We start from the raw sequence: 15,400 nt of genomic DNA on the forward strand, positions 1-15,400 counted from the left end.
GCAAGGCTGCAGAAGGGCGCTTCCGGGCGCCCTTCTGCGTTTCTGCACCGGCGCGGTGCGGACGTGACGCGGTCGCGCGGGATCGGGTACAATCCGCGGCTATTTTCGGCAAGCGTCTTGCCTGTGCCTTCTTCGAGTGTTGATCCGTGAGTGACCTGAGTCATATCCGCAATTTTTCCATCATTGCCCACATCGACCACGGCAAGTCCACCCTGGCTGACCGTTTCATCCAGATGTGCGGCGGCCTCGCCGCGCGCGAAATGGAGGCTCAGGTCCTGGACTCCATGGATCTGGAGCGTGAGCGCGGCATCACCATCAAGGCCCACAGCGTCACGCTTCACTACAAGGCGCAGGACGGCAAGACCTACCAGCTGAACTTCATCGATACCCCCGGTCACGTCGACTTCACCTATGAGGTCAGTCGCTCCCTGGCAGCCTGCGAGGGCGCGCTGCTGGTGGTCGATGCCGGTCAGGGCGTCGAGGCGCAGTCGGTGGCCAACTGCTACACCGCCATCGAGCAGGGCCTCGAGGTCATGCCGGTGCTGAACAAGATGGATCTGCCCCAGGCCGACCCGGACCGCGTCAAGGACGAGATCGAGAAGATCATCGGTATCGACGCCACCGACGCCGTGGCCTGCAGCGCGAAGAGCGGCATGGGCGTGGACGAGGTGCTCGAACGCCTGGTGCAGACCATTCCGGCGCCGACCGGGGATATCGAGGCGCCGCTGCAGGCGCTGATCATCGACTCCTGGTTCGACAACTACCTGGGCGTGGTCTCGCTGGTGCGCGTGCGTCACGGCCGCGTGAAGAAGGGCGACAAGATTCTGGTCAAGTCCACCGGCAAGGTGCACCTGGTCGACAGCGTCGGCGTATTCACTCCGAAACATACCGCCACCGCCGATCTGAAAGCCGGTGAAGTGGGCTTCATCATCGCCAGCATCAAGGACATTCACGGTGCGCCGGTGGGTGACACCCTGACCCTGTCCTCGACCCCCGAGGTCGAGGTGCTGCCGGGCTTCAAGAAAATCCAGCCGCAGGTCTACGCCGGCCTGTTCCCGGTCAGCTCCGATGACTTCGAGGATTTCCGCGATGCCCTGCAGAAGCTGACCCTCAACGATTCGTCGCTGCAGTACGCGCCGGAAAGCTCCGACGCCCTGGGCTTCGGTTTCCGCTGCGGCTTCCTCGGCATGCTGCACATGGAGATCATCCAGGAGCGCCTGGAGCGCGAGTACGACCTGGACCTGATCACCACGGCACCAAGCGTAATCTACGAGCTCGAGCTCAAGACCGGTGAAACCATCACCGTCGACAACCCGTCCAAGCTGCCGGACGTCTCGTCCGTCGCCGATTTCCGCGAGCCCATCGTCACCGCGACCATCCTGGTGCCGCAGGAGCACCTGGGCAACGTCATCACCCTGTGCATCGAGAAGCGCGGCGTGCAGCGCGACATGCAGTTCCTCGGTTCCCAGGTTCAGGTTCGTTACGACCTGCCGATGAACGAGGTGGTACTGGACTTCTTCGACCGTCTGAAGTCGACCAGCCGCGGCTATGCCTCGCTGGACTATCATTTCGATCGCTACCAGTCGGCCAATCTGGTCAAGCTGGACGTGCTGATCAACGGCGACAAGGTCGATGCCCTGGCCTTGATCGTGCACCGCGACAACGCGGCCTACAAGGGCCGTGCACTGACCGAGAAGATGAAGGAACTGATTCCGCGGCAGATGTTCGACGTGGCGATCCAGGCCGCCATCGGCGGCCAGATCATCGCGCGAACCACGGTCAAGGCGCTGCGCAAGAACGTATTGGCCAAGTGCTACGGCGGCGACGTCAGCCGTAAGAAGAAGCTGCTGGAGAAGCAGAAGGCCGGTAAGAAACGCATGAAGCAGGTGGGTAACGTGGAAATTCCACAGGAAGCCTTCCTTGCCGTGCTCAGGTTGGATAGCTAAGGCTCTATGTCGATCAATTTCCCGCTCCTGTTGGTTATCGCGGTCGCCGTTTGCGGCTTTCTGGCTCTGGTCGACCTGGTTCTGCTGGCGCCGCGCCGGCGTTCGGCCATCGCCGCCTATCAGGGGCGCGTCGACGAGCCCGACGAGCGCGTGCTGGAGCGGCTGAGCAAGGAGCCCTTGCTGGTCGAGTACGGCAAGTCGTTCTTCCCGGTGCTGGCCATCGTCCTGGTGCTGCGCTCCTTCCTGGTCGAGCCGTTCCAGATTCCCTCCGGCTCGATGAAACCGACCCTGGAAGTGGGCGATTTCATCCTGGTCAACAAGTTCGCCTACGGCATCCGCCTGCCGGTGCTCGACACCAAGGTGATCGAGGTGGACAACCCGCTGCGCGGCGACGTCATGGTGTTCCGCTACCCCAGCGACCCGACCATCAACTACATCAAGCGCGTGGTCGGCCTGCCCGGCGACCGCATCCAGTACACCCAGGGCAAGCGTCTGCTGATCAACGGCGAGCCGGTCGCGGAGAAACTGCTCGGCGAAGAAGCCGGCAGCCTGGGCAGCGCGATGCTCTACCAGGAGCGCCTGGGCCAGGTGCAGCACACCATTCGCAAGGAAATGAGCCGCATGCGCCGCGAACCCGGCGGCGAGTGGGTGGTGCCGCAAGGGCACTACTTCATGATGGGCGACAACCGCGACAACTCCAACGACAGCCGCTACTGGCGCGACCGCAAGATCCCGCAGGCGCTGTGGGGCATGGTTCCGGACGACCATATCGTCGGCAAGGCATTCGCCATCTGGATGAGCTGGCCGGAGCCCAAGACCAGCAACCTGCCCAATTTCTCCCGCGTCGGCCTGATTCATTGAGCACTGGCGCGCTGCTTTCGGCAGCGCTGCAGGCTATAACTAGTCTTGCCGCAAGGCTCCAAACAAGACCGTCTATTGGGGATACACATGACTTTCGCGCGTTCGCAGCAGGGCCTGTCCATCCTGGGCTGGCTGGTGGTACTGGCCGTGGTGGCGTTCTTCGCCAGCACGGCGTTCAAGGTGATTCCGCACTACCTCGACTACATGTCGATGGAGAAGATCATCACCTCGGTGGAGACCGACGCCGCGCAGGACGTGCGCACCGTCGGCGACTTCTACGGGCATGTCAGCAAGGGTATGCAGGTCAACAACATCCGCGACCTGGACCTGCGCGACGTGGTCAAGGTCAAGGTGGAGAACAACGAGTTCCTGGTCCACCTGAAGTATGAGAAACGCGAGCCGCTGATCGAGAACCTCGATCTGGTGGTGAACTTCGACAAAGAATTTCGTGTACGCATGCCGTGAGTTCCAACCTGTCCCGCCTCGAGCGCAAGCTCGGATACAGCTTCAAGGACCAGGACCTGATGGTCCTGGCCCTGACCCATCGCAGTTTCGCCGGGCGCAACAACGAACGCCTGGAATTCCTCGGTGATGCCATCCTCAACTTCGTCGCCGGCGAAGCGCTGTTCGAGCGCTTCCCGCAGGCGCGCGAGGGCCAGTTGTCGCGCCTGCGCGCGCGCCTGGTCAAGGGCGAGACCTTGGCCGTGCTGGCGCGCGGCTTCGAGCTGGGCGAGTACCTGCGCCTGGGCTCGGGCGAGCTGAAAAGCGGCGGTTTCCGCCGCGAGTCGATTCTCGCCGATGCCCTGGAGGCGCTGATCGGCGCCATCTACCTGGATGCCGGCATGGACGCGGCGCGCGAGCGCGTGCTGGACTGGTTGACCGGCGAGCTCGATGGCCTGACGCTGGTCGACACCAACAAGGATCCGAAGACGCGCCTGCAGGAGTTTCTGCAATCGCGCGCCTGCGAACTGCCCCGTTACGAGGTGGTGGACATTCAGGGCGAGCCGCACTGCCGTACCTTCATGGTCGAGTGCCAGGTGGCCCTGCTCAATGAAAAGACCCTGGGCCAGGGCGGCAGCCGGCGTATCGCCGAGCAGGTCGCCGCGGCTGCGGCACTGATCGCCCTTGGGGTGGAGAACGGCAATGACTGATGCACCTGTGAGCCGCTGCGGCTATGTCGCCATCGTCGGTCGCCCCAACGTGGGCAAATCGACGCTGCTCAACCATATCCTCGGGCAGAAGCTGGCGATCACCTCGCGCAAGCCGCAGACCACGCGCCACAACATGCTCGGGATCAAGACCGAGGGCGAGATCCAGGCGGTCTACGTCGACACCCCCGGCCTGCACAAGAACAGCGACAAGGCGCTCAACCGCTACATGAACAAGACCGCGGCCTCGGCGCTCAAGGACGTCGACGTGGTGATCTTCGTGGTCGACCGCGCGCGCTGGACCGACGAAGACCAGATGGTGCTCGAGCGCGTGCAGTACGTGCAGGGACCGGTGATCCTGGCGGTGAACAAGGTCGACCGCCTCGAGGAAAAGGCCGAGCTGATCCCGCACCTGCAATGGCTGCAGCAGCAGCTGCCGAACGCCGAAGTGGTGCCGATCTCGGCGCAGCAGGGTAGCAACCTCGACACCCTGGAGCAACTGGTGGCCGAGCGCCTGCCGGAAGGCGAGCACTTCTTCCCGGAAGACCAGATCACCGATCGCTCCAGCCGTTTCCTCGCCGCCGAGCTGGTGCGCGAGAAGATCATGCGCCAGCTCGGCGCCGAACTGCCCTACCAGATCACCGTGGAGATCGAGGAGTTCAAGCAGGAAGGGCGCATTCTGCATATCCACGCGCTGATCCTGGTGGAGCGCGACGGGCAGAAGAAGATCATCATCGGCGACAAGGGCGAGCGCATCAAACGCATCGGCCAGGAGGCGCGCAAGGACATGGAGGTGCTGTTCGACTCCAAAGTCATGCTCAACCTCTGGGTCAAGGTCAAGGGTGGCTGGTCCGACGACGAGCGCGCGCTGCGTTCGCTGGGCTACCTGGAGTAGACCGCGCCGTGCGCAGCATCGGTGCCCGTCATAGAGTACCCGGGCGGCCACGCCGATGAGCCACGCCGCCTACGTCCTGCATAGCCGTCCGTACAAGGAAAGCAGCGCCCTGGTGGATTTCTTCACCCCCCAGGGGCGCCTGCGTGCCGTGCTGCGCGCCGCGCGCGGCAAGGCCGGCAGCATCGCCCGGCCGTTCGCCCCGTTGGAGCTGGAACTGCGCGGGCGTGGTGAGCTGAAGACAGTCGGGCGTCTGGAAAGCGCCGGCATTCCGCTGCTGCTGAGCGGCGAGGCGCTGTTCTCCGGGCTCTACCTCAACGAACTGCTGATCCGCCTGCTGCCGGCCGAAGACCCGCACCCCGTGATGCTCGAACACTACGCCCTGACGCTGCAGGCGCTGGCCGCCGGCCGGCCGCTGGAGCCCTTGCTGCGCGCCTTCGAATGGCGCCTGCTGGACGAGTTGGGCTATGGTTTCGCCCTGGATCGCGACCAGCAGGGCGCGCCAGTCGCTCCCGGCGGGCTGTACCGCTGGCAGCTGGACGCTGGCCTGGTGCCGGTGGCGCAATTGCAGCCCGGGGTCTTCCACGGTCGCGACCTGCTGGCCATGGCCGAGGCCGACTGGAGCGCCCCCGGCGCCCTGGCTGCGGCCAAGCGCCTGATGCGTCAGGCGCTGGCCCCTCATCTGGGCGGCCGACCGCTGGTCAGCCGCGAACTCTTCATGACGCTCAAGGAGCCCAAGCGTGACTGATGCCAATCGAATCCTGCTCGGCGTGAACATCGATCACGTCGCCACCCTGCGCCAGGCCCGTGGCACCCGCTACCCCGATCCGGTGAAAGCCGCGCTGGATGCCGAGGAAGCCGGCGCCGACGGCATCACCGTGCACCTGCGCGAGGATCGCCGGCATATCCAGGATCGCGACGTGCGAATCCTCGCCGAGGTGCTGCAGACGCGGATGAACTTCGAGATGGGCGTCACCGACTTCATGCTGGGCTTCGCCGAGCAGATCCGCCCGGCGCACGTCTGCCTGGTGCCGGAAACCCGTCAGGAGCTGACCACCGAGGGCGGCCTCGATGTGGCCGGCCAGGAGGCGCGCATCGCCGCCGCGGTCGAGCGGCTTTCCCGCGCCGGCTGCGAGGTGTCGCTGTTTATCGACGCCGAGGCGCGGCAGATCGAGGCTTCCCGGCGCGTCGGTGCGCCGGCCATCGAACTGCACACCGGACGCTACGCCGATGCCCACACCCCCGAGGAAGCCGCCCGCGAACTGGCGCGCATCCGCGACGGCGTCGCCTGCGGCCTGCAGCACGGCCTGATCGTCAACGCCGGGCACGGCCTGCACTACCACAACGCCGAGGCGGTGGCGGCGATTGCCGGGATCAACGAGCTGAACATCGGCCACGCCATCGTCGCCCACGCGCTGTTCGTCGGCTTCAAGCAGGCGGTGGCGGAGATGAAGGCGCTGATCGTCGCGGCGGCCAATCGCGGTTGACAGATGGCCGTGGGAGGGGCTTTAGCCGCGACTGCCGTGGCGGCGGGGCGCCGCTGAAGTGCCTCCCACTTCGTCCGACTCAGCCCTGCGCAAACGCCTGCACCACCTGCGCAGCCAGTGCCTCGACCGCGTCGTTGGCCTGAGCGCCGCGCAGTAGCCTGATCTGGTAGTCGTCCAGCGGCGGCAGGCCGTGCTCCTCGCCCAGGCGACGGAGCGGCGGCCGGATCAGGCCGCGCGGGAAGGGGGCTATCGCCAGGTCGGCGATCATCGCCGCTTCCTGCCCGGCACTTTGATCGCAGGAGTACGCCACGCGATAGTCCAAGCCAATCCGGTCGAGGGCGTCCAGCGCCGCACGGCGCCAGGCGCAGCCGGGATTGGCCAGGGCCAGCGGCAGCGGCGAACGCTGTACCGCCAGGCCGCCGTCGCGACCGGCCCAGACCAGCGGCTCGGTGTAGACCAGCACGCCGAGCGTATCGTCCAGGCCCTGGTTGCCGGTCTCGATCAGGCACAGGTCGAGTTCGCCCAGCTCCAGTTTCGCCACCAGATCCACGCTGCGTCCCACGCAGACGTCCACCTGCACGGCCGGATGGCTGCGGGCGAAGGTCGTCAACACGCCGGGCAACAGGCGGGTGCTCAGATCGTTGGGGATGCCCAGGCAGACCCGGCCGCTCAGCGGCGGCTGGAGAAACTGCGCCACCGCCTCCTCGTTGAGCCTGAGCAGGCGCCTGGCATAACCCAGCAGCAGCTCACCCTCGGCGGTCAGGCGCACGCGCCGGGCCTCGCGCACGAACAGGCGCTGGCCGAGGCTTTCCTCCAGGCGTTTGATCTGCAGGCTGACCGCCGCCGTGCTGCGAAACACCTGCGCCGCGGTGCGGGTGAAGCTGCCGCTGTCGGCGATGGCGACAAAGGTGCGTAGCACATCGCTTTCCAGCAGCGGCAGGGAGATGGGGGCTGTCGTGTTCATGGTTGTTAAGTAATAGTTAACTCATGGTTTGATTTTTGTCGTTTGTTTGAACGATAGGTGCGATTCATCCTGATCGCAAGCCCGGCCAGAAGCCGGCACCGAACAGGAGGAAAGGCCATGAAAGGTTCGAACGAATGCGACAAGTCGCGTCCAGCCATGCCCGAGTTCTATATGCCGGCCATGTGGCCGCTGGATCTGCACAATGCCATTGCCGACTGGATCGGCGCCTGGTGCTGGCGCCGGCGCATGCGCCGCCTGTTGGCGCAGGATGTCGAGGGACGGATTCGCCTGGGTAGTGCCCGCGGCGTGGTGGAGCAGGGGGCGAGCGAACCGCTGCGGCTGATCGCGCAGCGGCGGGCGTGCTGGTTGCGCGGTGAGTCGTGAAATCGAGTATGCGGGCGGTGCGCATGGCGCACCCTACACATCGCGCTGATCGCCGCAGCCGCCGAGCGCGCTGCGGGGCTTTCTCGGCGATCCGTCGCGACTAAAGCGCCTCCCTCGGTTTGGCGTTAGCCCAGCTTCACGGCTTGCGCGCGATCAGCACGGCGCGGGTCGGCGCCGGCAGTCCTTCGACGGTGCGACTGTGGTCGGCCGGGTCGAGGAACTCGGGCAGCGACTGGAAGCGCATCCACTCGGTGGCGCGTTGTTCCTCCACCGAGGTGGTGCTGACGTCGACGCAGCGTACGTCCTCGAAACCGGCGCGGCGCAGCCAGCGCTCCAGCGCCGGCACCGACGGCAGGAACCAGACGTTGCGCATCTGCGCGTAGCGATCTTCGGGCACCAGCACCTGCTCGGCATCGCCTTCGACCACCAGGGTTTCCAGCACCAGTTCGCCGCCCTTGACCAGCGCATCCTTGAGATCCAGCAGATGGTCGATGGGCGAGCGACGGTGATACAGCACGCCCATGGAGAACACCGTATCGAAGCCCTGCAGCTTGGCCGGTAGTTCCTCGAAGGCCAGTGGCAGGTGCCACACCGGTTGATCTGGCAGGTAGCGCTTCATTGCCAGGAACTGGCAGAGAAACAGCCAGTTGGGGTCGATGCCGACCACGCTGTCGGCACCCGCGCCGAGAATGCGCCACATGTAGTAGCCGTTGCCGCAGCCGACATCGAGGATGCGCTTGCCGACCAGATCCAGATGAGGGGCGACGCGCTGCCATTTCCAGTCCGAGCGCCATTCGGTGTCGATGTGTACGCCGAACAGCTCGAACGGCCCCTTGCGCCAGGGAATCAGGCCCTGCAGGGCGGTTTTTAATTGCGCGCGGGTGGCGTCATCGCAGGCGCCGCCGAAGGCGAAGCGCTGCAGCAGCTCCACGTCACTCACCGGTAATTCAGGCAGTGCCTGCACGGCGCCGTACCAGCGCGCCAGGTCGCCGTGACCGATGGCCAGCTTGGCATCAAGCTGGCCGGGCAGCTCACAAGCCCATTCCTGCAGCGGGGTGCCGGCCAGTTGCGCTTGCAGGGCATCGAGATCCAGGTCGCGCATCATGGCAGGGCCACCAGCGAGGCGAAGTTCAGGCACTGGAACCAGGGCACCACCTGGCTGAAACCGGAGGCCAGCAGACGCTCGCGGTGCTGCTCGAGGCTGTCGGGCAGCATCACCTTCTCGATGGCGCTGCGCTTCTGCGCGATTTCCAGTTCGCTGTAGCCGTTGGCGCGCTTGAAGGCGACGTGCAGCTCGCTGAGCAGCTCGTGTTCGGCGGCGTCCTCGAAGCGCAGTTTCTCCGAGAGGATTAGCGCGCCGCCTGGCAGCAGCGCCTGGCGGATGCGCGTGAGCAGCTCCTGACGGCGTTCCGGCGGGATGAACTGCAGGGTGAAATTGAGCGTGACCAGCGAGGCGGGTTGCAGCTCGAGGGCGAGAATGTCGGCCTCGATCACTTCCGCCGGCAGCAGCTCCTGGAACATGGCGTCCTGCGCGTGCAGGTACTCGTTGCAGCGAGCGACCATGGCCGGCGAGTTGTCCACCGCGATCACCTTGCAGCCATCGACGCGCACATGGCGGCGCAGGGCCTGGGTCACCGCGCCGAGCGAGGCGCCGAGGTCGTACAGGGTGGTGTGCGGCTGGGCGAACTGGCCGGCGAGCACGCCGATATTCTCGACTATGGTCGGGTAGCCGGGCACCGAGCGCTTGATCATGTCGGGGAACACCCGCACCACGTCCTCGTTGAAGACGAAATCGGGCACCTCGGCCAGTGGCTGGGCGAATAGACGGTCGGGTTCTTGGCTCACGGGCGGTCGCAACGGGCAGCGGAAAAGGCCGGCATTTTAGCAAAGAGGCGGCGGCAAGCCTCAAGCTTCAAGCCGCAAGTTAAGAGCAAAAGCACCGTAGGGCGTCGCTTCTACTTGCAGCTTGTGGCTTGCCGCTTACCGCTCATTTCAATTGGTCGGAAAAGAATTCGCCGGCGCCCTGCAGCGGGCCCAGCGGGTTGCGCTTGACCTCCAGGCGGCGGATGTTCGGCTCGCCGTTGCTGACCTTGTGCACCAGCTTGTCGTCGACCAGCACGAACACCGCGCGGAACACCCAGCCCTGCAGTTCGCGGTTCTTGCGAAAGTTCAGCACGTCGGCCCAGAAGCTGCCGACCCGCTGGGTATCGGTCTTGGTGAATTCGAAGGCGTAGCCGACGCAGCGATCCTTGGCCTCCAGGCAGTGCACCAGGCCGTCCGGCAGGTAGGCGATGGGTACGTTGGGCTGGACGAACATCAGCCGCACGTCGATGAACGAGAGCATCTTGCCGTTGCCATGGGCCAGCGGGTCGAAGCCCAGTGAGAACAGTTCGGCGCGGTCGGTCAGCCCCGGCACCGCCTGCGAGTAACGCATCTCGGCGTCGAGGTAGTCGCCGAAGGGCGACAGCGATTCGGCCCGCTCGCTGGGCAACAGGCTGCCGCAACCCACCAGCGCAACCGATACCAACACCAGGCCGACTACCCGCACGTACCCTGCCATCTCGCTCACCCTGAAGTGGACTGCCCTGTAACTCCTATAGTCGATTTATCGCCGTCCTGCTGTTTCATCGGCGTAACAGCTCAGGCGCGGCGGGCGAAGGCCGAGGCGGTGATGCCCCATTGGCCGGCCCAGTAGCTGAGGATGATGGCGTAGGGCGCGGCGGCGAAGCTGGCGACGAAGCGATCGATGCCGATCAGACTGTCGGACAGCACGAACAGCGCCGCGCCGGCGGCGGCCAGATAAGTCGAGCGCGGCTGCAGCTCGGGGTTGCCGAGGCGGGCCAGGGCGCGCCACAGCATCAGGCTGATGACCAGGGCGTAGCAGGCCACCGGAATCAACAGCGGGCCCAGGCCGCTGGCGGCCAGCACGGCGAACATCGCGCCGCCGGCGCCGAGCGCCAGCAGCAGGGCGGGCAGGGCCGGGCGGCGGCTGTCGGAGCAGTAGGCGCGCAGGTAGGCCAGGTGGCCGAGGAGGAAGGCGCCGAGGCCGAACACGAACAGATCGCCCGGCCAGTCCAGCAGGATGTCGCCGGCCAGGGAGCACAGCAGGCCGATGCCGATCCAGCGCCGGTAAGTGCCGGCCGGCGCCTGGCGCAGCCAGAGCAGCAGGGCGATCACCGGAATGCCCTTGGTCAGCAGGCTCAGTTGCGCATCGCCGCTGATCCGGCCGTAGAGAAAGATCGCGGCTCCCGCCAAGCCGAGCAACAACCAGCGCATAGTGAGGCTCCATCCAATGATCGAATGGCCGGCACTATGCCGGGCAGGCGTGGCGCTGCCAATGCGCAGCGTGCCAGGCTGAGTGGCGGATCGTGCCGCCGCTCGACCATTGCCCGCTTAGCGGGCATTGTTGAGCCTCGTCGTCGCCATGGAGGCCGTTGCAATGGATACACCCAGCGAGATCGGCGCCCTGATCGAACGCCTGTATCGCGAGGAGTCGCGCCGCGTGCTGGCGACCCTGATCCGCCTGCTGGGCGACTTCGACCTGGCCGAGGAGGCGCTGCACGAGGCCTTTCGCGTGGCGGTGGAACAGTGGCCGCAGGAGGGCGTGCCGGCCAATCCGCGTGCCTGGCTGGTGTCGACCGGGCGCTTCAAGGCGATCGACAACCTGCGCCGCCAGCGTCGTTTCCAGCCGCTCGACGAGCAGGCCGAGCTGCCCGACGAGGCGCCGCTGGAGGAGGGTGAGCTGCTCGAAGACGACCGTCTGCGCCTGATCTTCACCTGCTGCCACCCGGCGCTGGCCAGCGATGCCCAGGTGGCGCTGACCCTGCGCGAGGTGTGCGACCTGACCACCGAGGAGATCGCCCGTGCCTTTCTTGCCAGCCCCGCGACCCTGGCCCAGCGCATCGTTCGTGCCAAGAGCAAGATCCGCGAGGCGCGGATTCCCTACGAGGTGCCGGGGCGCAGCGAGCTGCCCGAGCGCCTGGAGGCGGTATTGCGGGTGGTCTACCTGGTGTTCAACGAGGGCTACTTCGCCAGCTCCGGCGATTCGCTGACCCGCAGTCAGTTGTCCGACGAGGCCATTCGCCTGGGGCGGTTGCTGGCGGAGTTGCTGCCCGAGCCGGAGGTGCAGGGGCTGCTGGCGCTGATGCTGCTGCACGAGTCGCGCCGCGCCGCACGCAGCGGCGTCGATGGCGAGGTGATTCTGCTCGAGGCGCAGGATCGCGGTCTGTGGAACCCCGAGCTGATCGCCGAGGGCGAGGCGCTGGTGCTGCAGGCCCTGCATTCGCGACGCTTCGGCCCCTACAGCCTGCAGGCGGCGATTGCTGCGGTGCATGCCGAGGCGCCGAGCCTGGAGGCGACCGACTGGGCGCAGATCGTCGGCCTGTACGACGAACTGCTGCGCCTGACGCCCTCGCCGGTGATCGAGCTCAATCGCGCGGTGGCCCTGGCCATGCGCGACGGCCCCGAGGCGGGGCTGGCGCAGGTCGACCGGCTGCTGGCGGCCGGCGAACTGGACAATTACCACCTGGCCCATGCCGCGCGCGCCGACCTGCTGCGCCGCCTGGACCACCGCGAACAGGCGCGTGCCGCCTACCGCCAGGCCCTGGCGCTGGCGCAGCAGGGGCCGGATCGGCAGTTTTTGCAGAAAAGGCTGGAGGAGTTGAGTGACCCGTAGGGTGCGCCGTGCGCACCGCATAAATGGAAATGCTGGATGGGACGGGGCGGCCGCTGAACCTTAGAGGCGCGGGGCTGCCTGGGCCGCGCGTACCCTATTTTCCGGCGCCAGCGGTCGGTGCGCGCGGCGCACCCTACGGGCTTTAACCCGCCACCAATACGCGAATCGCTTCCAGGCGCAGGGCGGCCTTGTCGAACATCGCCAGGCTCTGTTCGCGCTGCTGGCGCAGGGCGTCGATCTCGCTGTCGCGCACGCTGGGGTTGACCGCCTGCAGGGCGACCAGACGCGCCAGTTCCTCGTCCAGCTCGGCGATCAGGCGGCGCTTGGCCTCGGCCACGCGCTCGACGTGGCGCGGCATGACCTTGGCTTCGGCGTCGTTGAGCTGCTTGGTCAGCACGTCGCGCTGGGCCTGGACGAACTTGTTGGCGCTGGCGCGCGGCACGCTTTCCAGCTGGTCGTTGAGGGTTTCGAAGCCGACCTTGGCGGCCAGGTCGTTGCCATTGGCGTCGAACAGGCAGCGCAAGGCGGCCGGGGGCAGGAAGCGGCCCAGTTGCAGCTTGCGTGGGCCGACCACTTCGCTGACGTAGAGCAGCTCCAGCAGCACGGTGCCGGGCTTGAGCGCCTTGTTCTTGATCAGCGCCACCGCGGTGTTGCCCATCGAGCCGGACAGCACCAGGTCCATGCCGCCCTGCACCATGGGGTGTTCCCAGGTGAGGAACTGCATGTCCTCGCGGGCCAGGGCCTGGTCGCGGTCGTAGGTCACGGTCACCGCCTCGTCGTCGCCGAGCGGGAAGCTGGCGTCCAGCATCTTCTCGCTGGGGCGCAGGATCAGGGCGTTGTCGGAGTGGTCTTCGCTGTCGATGCCGAAGGCGTTGAACAGCTCTTCCATGTAGATCGGCAGGCTGAACTGGTCGTCCTGCTCGAGGATGGCTTCGACCAGCGCCTCGCCTTCACCGGCGCCACCGGAGTTGAGTTCCAGCAGACGGTCGCGGCCGCTGTGCAGCTCGCCTTCCAGGCGAATGCGCTCGGCGGTTGCCTCGTCGATCAACTGTTGCCACTGGCCGTCGTCGCCGCTTTCCAGCAGCGGCAGCAGGCGCGGGCCGTACTGGTGCTGCAGGGCGTTGCCGGTGGGGCAGGTGGCGAGGAAGGCATTCAGCGCCTGGTGATACCACTGGAACAGGCGTTCCTGCGGACTGTTCTCCAGGTAGGGCACATGGAGCTGGATACGGTGCTTCTGACCGATGCGGTCGAGACGGCCGATGCGCTGTTCGAGCAGGTCCGGGTGGGCCGGCAGGTCGAACAGCACCAGGTGATGGGCGAACTGGAAATTGCGGCCTTCGGAGCCGATCTCCGAGCAGATCAGCACCTGGGCGCCGAATTCTTCGTCGGCGAAGTAAGCGGCGGCGCGGTCGCGCTCGAGGATGCTCATGCCCTCGTGGAACACCGTGGCCGGGATGCCGGAGCGCACGCGCAGGGCGTCTTCCAGGTCCAGGGCGGTCTCGGCGTGGGCGCAGATCACCAGCACCTTGTATTTCTTGAGCATCTTCAGGGTGTCGATCAGCCACTCGACGCGCGGGTCGAAGCGCCACCAGCGCTGCTCCTCGTCCACCTCGTCCTGGGCCTGGTAGCCGACTTCCGGGTACAGCTCGGCATGCTCGCCGACCGGCAGCTCCAGGTATTCGACCGGGCAGGGCAGCGGGTAGGGGTGCAGCTCGCGTTCGGGGAAGCCCTGCACGGCGGCGCGGGTGTTACGGAACAGCAGGCGACCGGTGCCGTGGCGGTCCAGCAGCTCGCGCACCAGACGCGCGCGCGCCGCTTCGTCGCCGCCGTCGATGGCATCGAGCAGCTCGCGGCCCTCGTCGCCGAGGAAGCCGCCGATGGCGTCGCGCGCCTGGGCGCTGAGCTTGCCGTGGTCGAGCAGTTCCTGCACCGCCTCGGCCACCGGACGGTACTGGCCGCTCTCGGCGCGGAAAGCGTCCAGGTCATGGAAGCGCGCCGGATCGAGCAGGCGCAGGCGGGCGAAGTGGCTGTCCTGGCCGAGCTGCTCGGGGGTGGCGGTGAGCAGCAGCACGCCGGGGATGACTTCGGCCAGTTGCTCGACCAACGAGTACTCGGCGCTGGCCTGTTCCGGGTGCCAGACCAGGTGGTGGGCTTCGTCGACCACCAGCAGGTCCCAGCCGGCGGCGAACAGCGCGTCCTGGGCCTTGTCGTCGTCCTTCAGCCACTCCAGGGCGACCAGCGCCAGCTGGCAATCCTCGAAGGGGTTGCTGGCGTCGCTTTCCATGAAGCGCTCGGCGTCGAACAGCGCCACGTCCAGGTTGAAGCGCCGGCGCATCTCCACCAGCCACTGGTGCTGCAGGTTCTCCGGTACCAGGATCAGCACGCGGCCGGCACGGCCGGAGAGCAGCTGGCGGTGGATCACCAGGCCGGCCTCGATGGTCTTGCCCAGGCCCACCTCGTCGGCCAGCAGCACGCGCGGGGCGATGCGGTCGGCGACTTCGCGGGCGATGTGCAGCTGGTGGGCGATCGGCTGGGCGCGCGCGCCGCCCAGGCCCCACAGCGACGATTGCAGCAGGCGGCTGTTGTGTTCCAGGCTGTGGTAGCGCAAGGCGAACCAGGCCAGCGGGTCGATCTGCCCGGCGAACAGGCGGTCGCTGGCCAGACGGAACTGGATGAAGTTCGACAGCTGCGTCTCCGGCAGGGTGACGCTCTGGTGCTGACCGTTGAGGCCGTGATAGACCAGCAGGCCGTCGATGTCCTCGACTTCCTGTACGGTGAGCTTCCAGCCCTCGAAATGGGTGATCTCGTCGCCCGGGGCGAAGCGCACGCGGGTCAGCGGGGCGTTGCGGGTGGCGTACTGGCGCGTCTCGCCGGTGGCCGGGTAGAGCACGGTGAGCAGGCGGCCGTCCTCGGCGAGGATGGTGCCCAGCCCCAATTCCGCCTCGCTGTCACTGATCCAGCGTTGCCCCGGTTGATACTGCATGCCTGTCTCCCCGCGTGAAAAAGCCGGCTATGGTAACGGATGCGCTGCCCGGGCCAAAGC

Annotated in this window: 15 protein-coding genes; 9 read left to right on the top strand and 6 right to left on the bottom strand. The window is 66.6% G+C overall.

The features are described 5' to 3' along the window. Positions 1 to 146: 146 nt before the first annotated feature. The 7 genes from lepA to pdxJ all read left to right on the top strand — a co-directional run bounded on the left by lepA (position 147) and on the right by pdxJ (position 6,334). On the top strand, positions 147 to 1,946 hold the full coding sequence (gene lepA, locus ACIGKL_RS20115) for a translation elongation factor 4 (RefSeq protein ID WP_397488218.1): 1,800 nt from the start codon (positions 147 to 149) through the stop codon (positions 1,944 to 1,946). A 6-nt stretch (positions 1,947 to 1,952) separates the two neighbouring features. After that, the gene (lepB, locus tag ACIGKL_RS20120; RefSeq protein ID WP_122108661.1) at positions 1,953 to 2,807 is read left to right on the top strand and encodes a signal peptidase I; all 855 of its coding nucleotides are present in this window, start codon (positions 1,953 to 1,955) and stop codon (positions 2,805 to 2,807) included. Positions 2,808 to 2,894: 87 nt separating this feature from the next. After that, positions 2,895 to 3,272 carry a DUF4845 domain-containing protein gene (locus ACIGKL_RS20125; RefSeq protein WP_397488219.1) on the top strand — a complete coding sequence of 126 codons (378 nt, stop codon included), beginning with the start codon at positions 2,895 to 2,897 and terminating at the stop codon, positions 3,270 to 3,272. Continuing rightward, a complete protein-coding gene (gene rnc, locus ACIGKL_RS20130; protein ID WP_397488220.1) occupies positions 3,269 to 3,958 on the top strand; it encodes a ribonuclease III in 690 nt (229 codons plus the stop codon). Before ACIGKL_RS20125 ends, rnc begins: the two co-directional genes overlap by 4 nt. Further along, positions 3,951 to 4,850, top strand: coding sequence for a GTPase Era (gene era, locus ACIGKL_RS20135; protein WP_031303358.1), 900 nt, complete (start codon positions 3,951 to 3,953; stop codon positions 4,848 to 4,850). The genes rnc and era overlap by 8 nt, the downstream gene beginning before the upstream one ends. 55 nt (positions 4,851 to 4,905) lie before the next feature. Continuing rightward, positions 4,906 to 5,595 (top strand): DNA repair protein RecO, encoded by a 690-nt coding sequence (recO, locus tag ACIGKL_RS20140; RefSeq protein ID WP_397488221.1) that lies wholly within the window; start codon positions 4,906 to 4,908, stop codon positions 5,593 to 5,595. Further along, positions 5,588 to 6,334: a pyridoxine 5'-phosphate synthase gene (gene pdxJ / locus ACIGKL_RS20145; RefSeq protein ID WP_397488222.1), complete on the top strand. Its 747-nt coding sequence runs from the start codon at positions 5,588 to 5,590 to the stop codon at positions 6,332 to 6,334. The genes recO and pdxJ overlap by 8 nt, the downstream gene beginning before the upstream one ends. A gap of 79 nt (positions 6,335 to 6,413) precedes the next feature. On the opposite strand, the gene ACIGKL_RS20150 is transcribed toward pdxJ, so the two are convergent. After that, the gene (locus tag ACIGKL_RS20150; protein WP_397488223.1) at positions 6,414 to 7,298 is read right to left on the bottom strand and encodes a LysR substrate-binding domain-containing protein; all 885 of its coding nucleotides are present in this window, start codon (positions 7,296 to 7,298) and stop codon (positions 6,414 to 6,416) included. A gap of 117 nt (positions 7,299 to 7,415) precedes the next feature. Here ACIGKL_RS20150 and ACIGKL_RS20155 point away from each other — a divergent pair, with 117 nt between their 5' ends. Continuing rightward, positions 7,416 to 7,682 (top strand): hypothetical protein, encoded by a 267-nt coding sequence (locus ACIGKL_RS20155; RefSeq protein WP_397488224.1) that lies wholly within the window; start codon positions 7,416 to 7,418, stop codon positions 7,680 to 7,682. 136 nt (positions 7,683 to 7,818) lie between these two features. Here the strand turns inward: ACIGKL_RS20155 and cmoB are convergent, their stop codons facing one another. The 4 genes from cmoB to ACIGKL_RS20175 form a co-directional block, all read right to left on the bottom strand. Next, complete coding sequence (gene cmoB, locus ACIGKL_RS20160) at positions 7,819 to 8,787, bottom strand: tRNA 5-methoxyuridine(34)/uridine 5-oxyacetic acid(34) synthase CmoB (RefSeq protein WP_397488225.1); 969 nt, start codon at positions 8,785 to 8,787, stop codon at positions 7,819 to 7,821. After that, positions 8,784 to 9,527 carry a carboxy-S-adenosyl-L-methionine synthase CmoA gene (gene cmoA, locus ACIGKL_RS20165; protein WP_397488226.1) on the bottom strand — a complete coding sequence of 248 codons (744 nt, stop codon included), beginning with the start codon at positions 9,525 to 9,527 and terminating at the stop codon, positions 8,784 to 8,786. Before cmoA ends, cmoB begins: the two co-directional genes overlap by 4 nt. A gap of 142 nt (positions 9,528 to 9,669) precedes the next feature. Then, entirely contained in the window at positions 9,670 to 10,242 is a 573-nt protein-coding gene (locus ACIGKL_RS20170) for a hypothetical protein (RefSeq protein ID WP_397488227.1), read from the bottom strand. Between the two features lie 80 nt (positions 10,243 to 10,322). Beyond that, the gene (locus tag ACIGKL_RS20175; RefSeq protein ID WP_397488228.1) at positions 10,323 to 10,958 is read right to left on the bottom strand and encodes a lysoplasmalogenase; all 636 of its coding nucleotides are present in this window, start codon (positions 10,956 to 10,958) and stop codon (positions 10,323 to 10,325) included. A gap of 163 nt (positions 10,959 to 11,121) precedes the next feature. Between ACIGKL_RS20175 and ACIGKL_RS20180 the strand changes: the two genes are divergently transcribed. Continuing rightward, positions 11,122 to 12,357 (top strand): RNA polymerase sigma factor, encoded by a 1,236-nt coding sequence (locus ACIGKL_RS20180; protein WP_397488229.1) that lies wholly within the window; start codon positions 11,122 to 11,124, stop codon positions 12,355 to 12,357. Positions 12,358 to 12,499: 142 nt separating this feature from the next. On the opposite strand, the gene rapA is transcribed toward ACIGKL_RS20180, so the two are convergent. Next, complete coding sequence (rapA, locus tag ACIGKL_RS20185) at positions 12,500 to 15,340, bottom strand: RNA polymerase-associated protein RapA (protein ID WP_397488230.1); 2,841 nt, start codon at positions 15,338 to 15,340, stop codon at positions 12,500 to 12,502. Between the last annotated feature and the right edge of the window lie 60 nt (positions 15,341 to 15,400).

The organism is Pseudomonas sp. NPDC077186 (assembly GCF_044543505.1).
Lineage (GTDB): Bacteria > Pseudomonadota > Gammaproteobacteria > Pseudomonadales > Pseudomonadaceae > Aquipseudomonas.

Coding starts and splice junctions, on each gene's coding strand:
- lepB (WP_122108661.1), top strand. CDS start 1,953: ATGTCGATCAATTTCCCGCTCCTGTTGGTTATCGCGGTCGCCGTTTGC.
- ACIGKL_RS20125 (WP_397488219.1), top strand. CDS start 2,895: ATGACTTTCGCGCGTTCGCAGCAGGGCCTGTCCATCCTGGGCTGGCTG.
- era (WP_031303358.1), top strand. CDS start 3,951: ATGACTGATGCACCTGTGAGCCGCTGCGGCTATGTCGCCATCGTCGGT.
- recO (WP_397488221.1), top strand. CDS start 4,906: ATGAGCCACGCCGCCTACGTCCTGCATAGCCGTCCGTACAAGGAAAGC.
- ACIGKL_RS20150 (WP_397488223.1), bottom strand. CDS start 7,298: ATGAACACGACAGCCCCCATCTCCCTGCCGCTGCTGGAAAGCGATGTG.
- ACIGKL_RS20155 (WP_397488224.1), top strand. CDS start 7,416: ATGAAAGGTTCGAACGAATGCGACAAGTCGCGTCCAGCCATGCCCGAG.
- cmoB (WP_397488225.1), bottom strand. CDS start 8,787: ATGATGCGCGACCTGGATCTCGATGCCCTGCAAGCGCAACTGGCCGGC.
- ACIGKL_RS20170 (WP_397488227.1), bottom strand. CDS start 10,242: ATGGCAGGGTACGTGCGGGTAGTCGGCCTGGTGTTGGTATCGGTTGCG.
- ACIGKL_RS20175 (WP_397488228.1), bottom strand. CDS start 10,958: ATGCGCTGGTTGTTGCTCGGCTTGGCGGGAGCCGCGATCTTTCTCTAC.
- ACIGKL_RS20180 (WP_397488229.1), top strand. CDS start 11,122: ATGGATACACCCAGCGAGATCGGCGCCCTGATCGAACGCCTGTATCGC.
- rapA (WP_397488230.1), bottom strand. CDS start 15,340: ATGCAGTATCAACCGGGGCAACGCTGGATCAGTGACAGCGAGGCGGAA.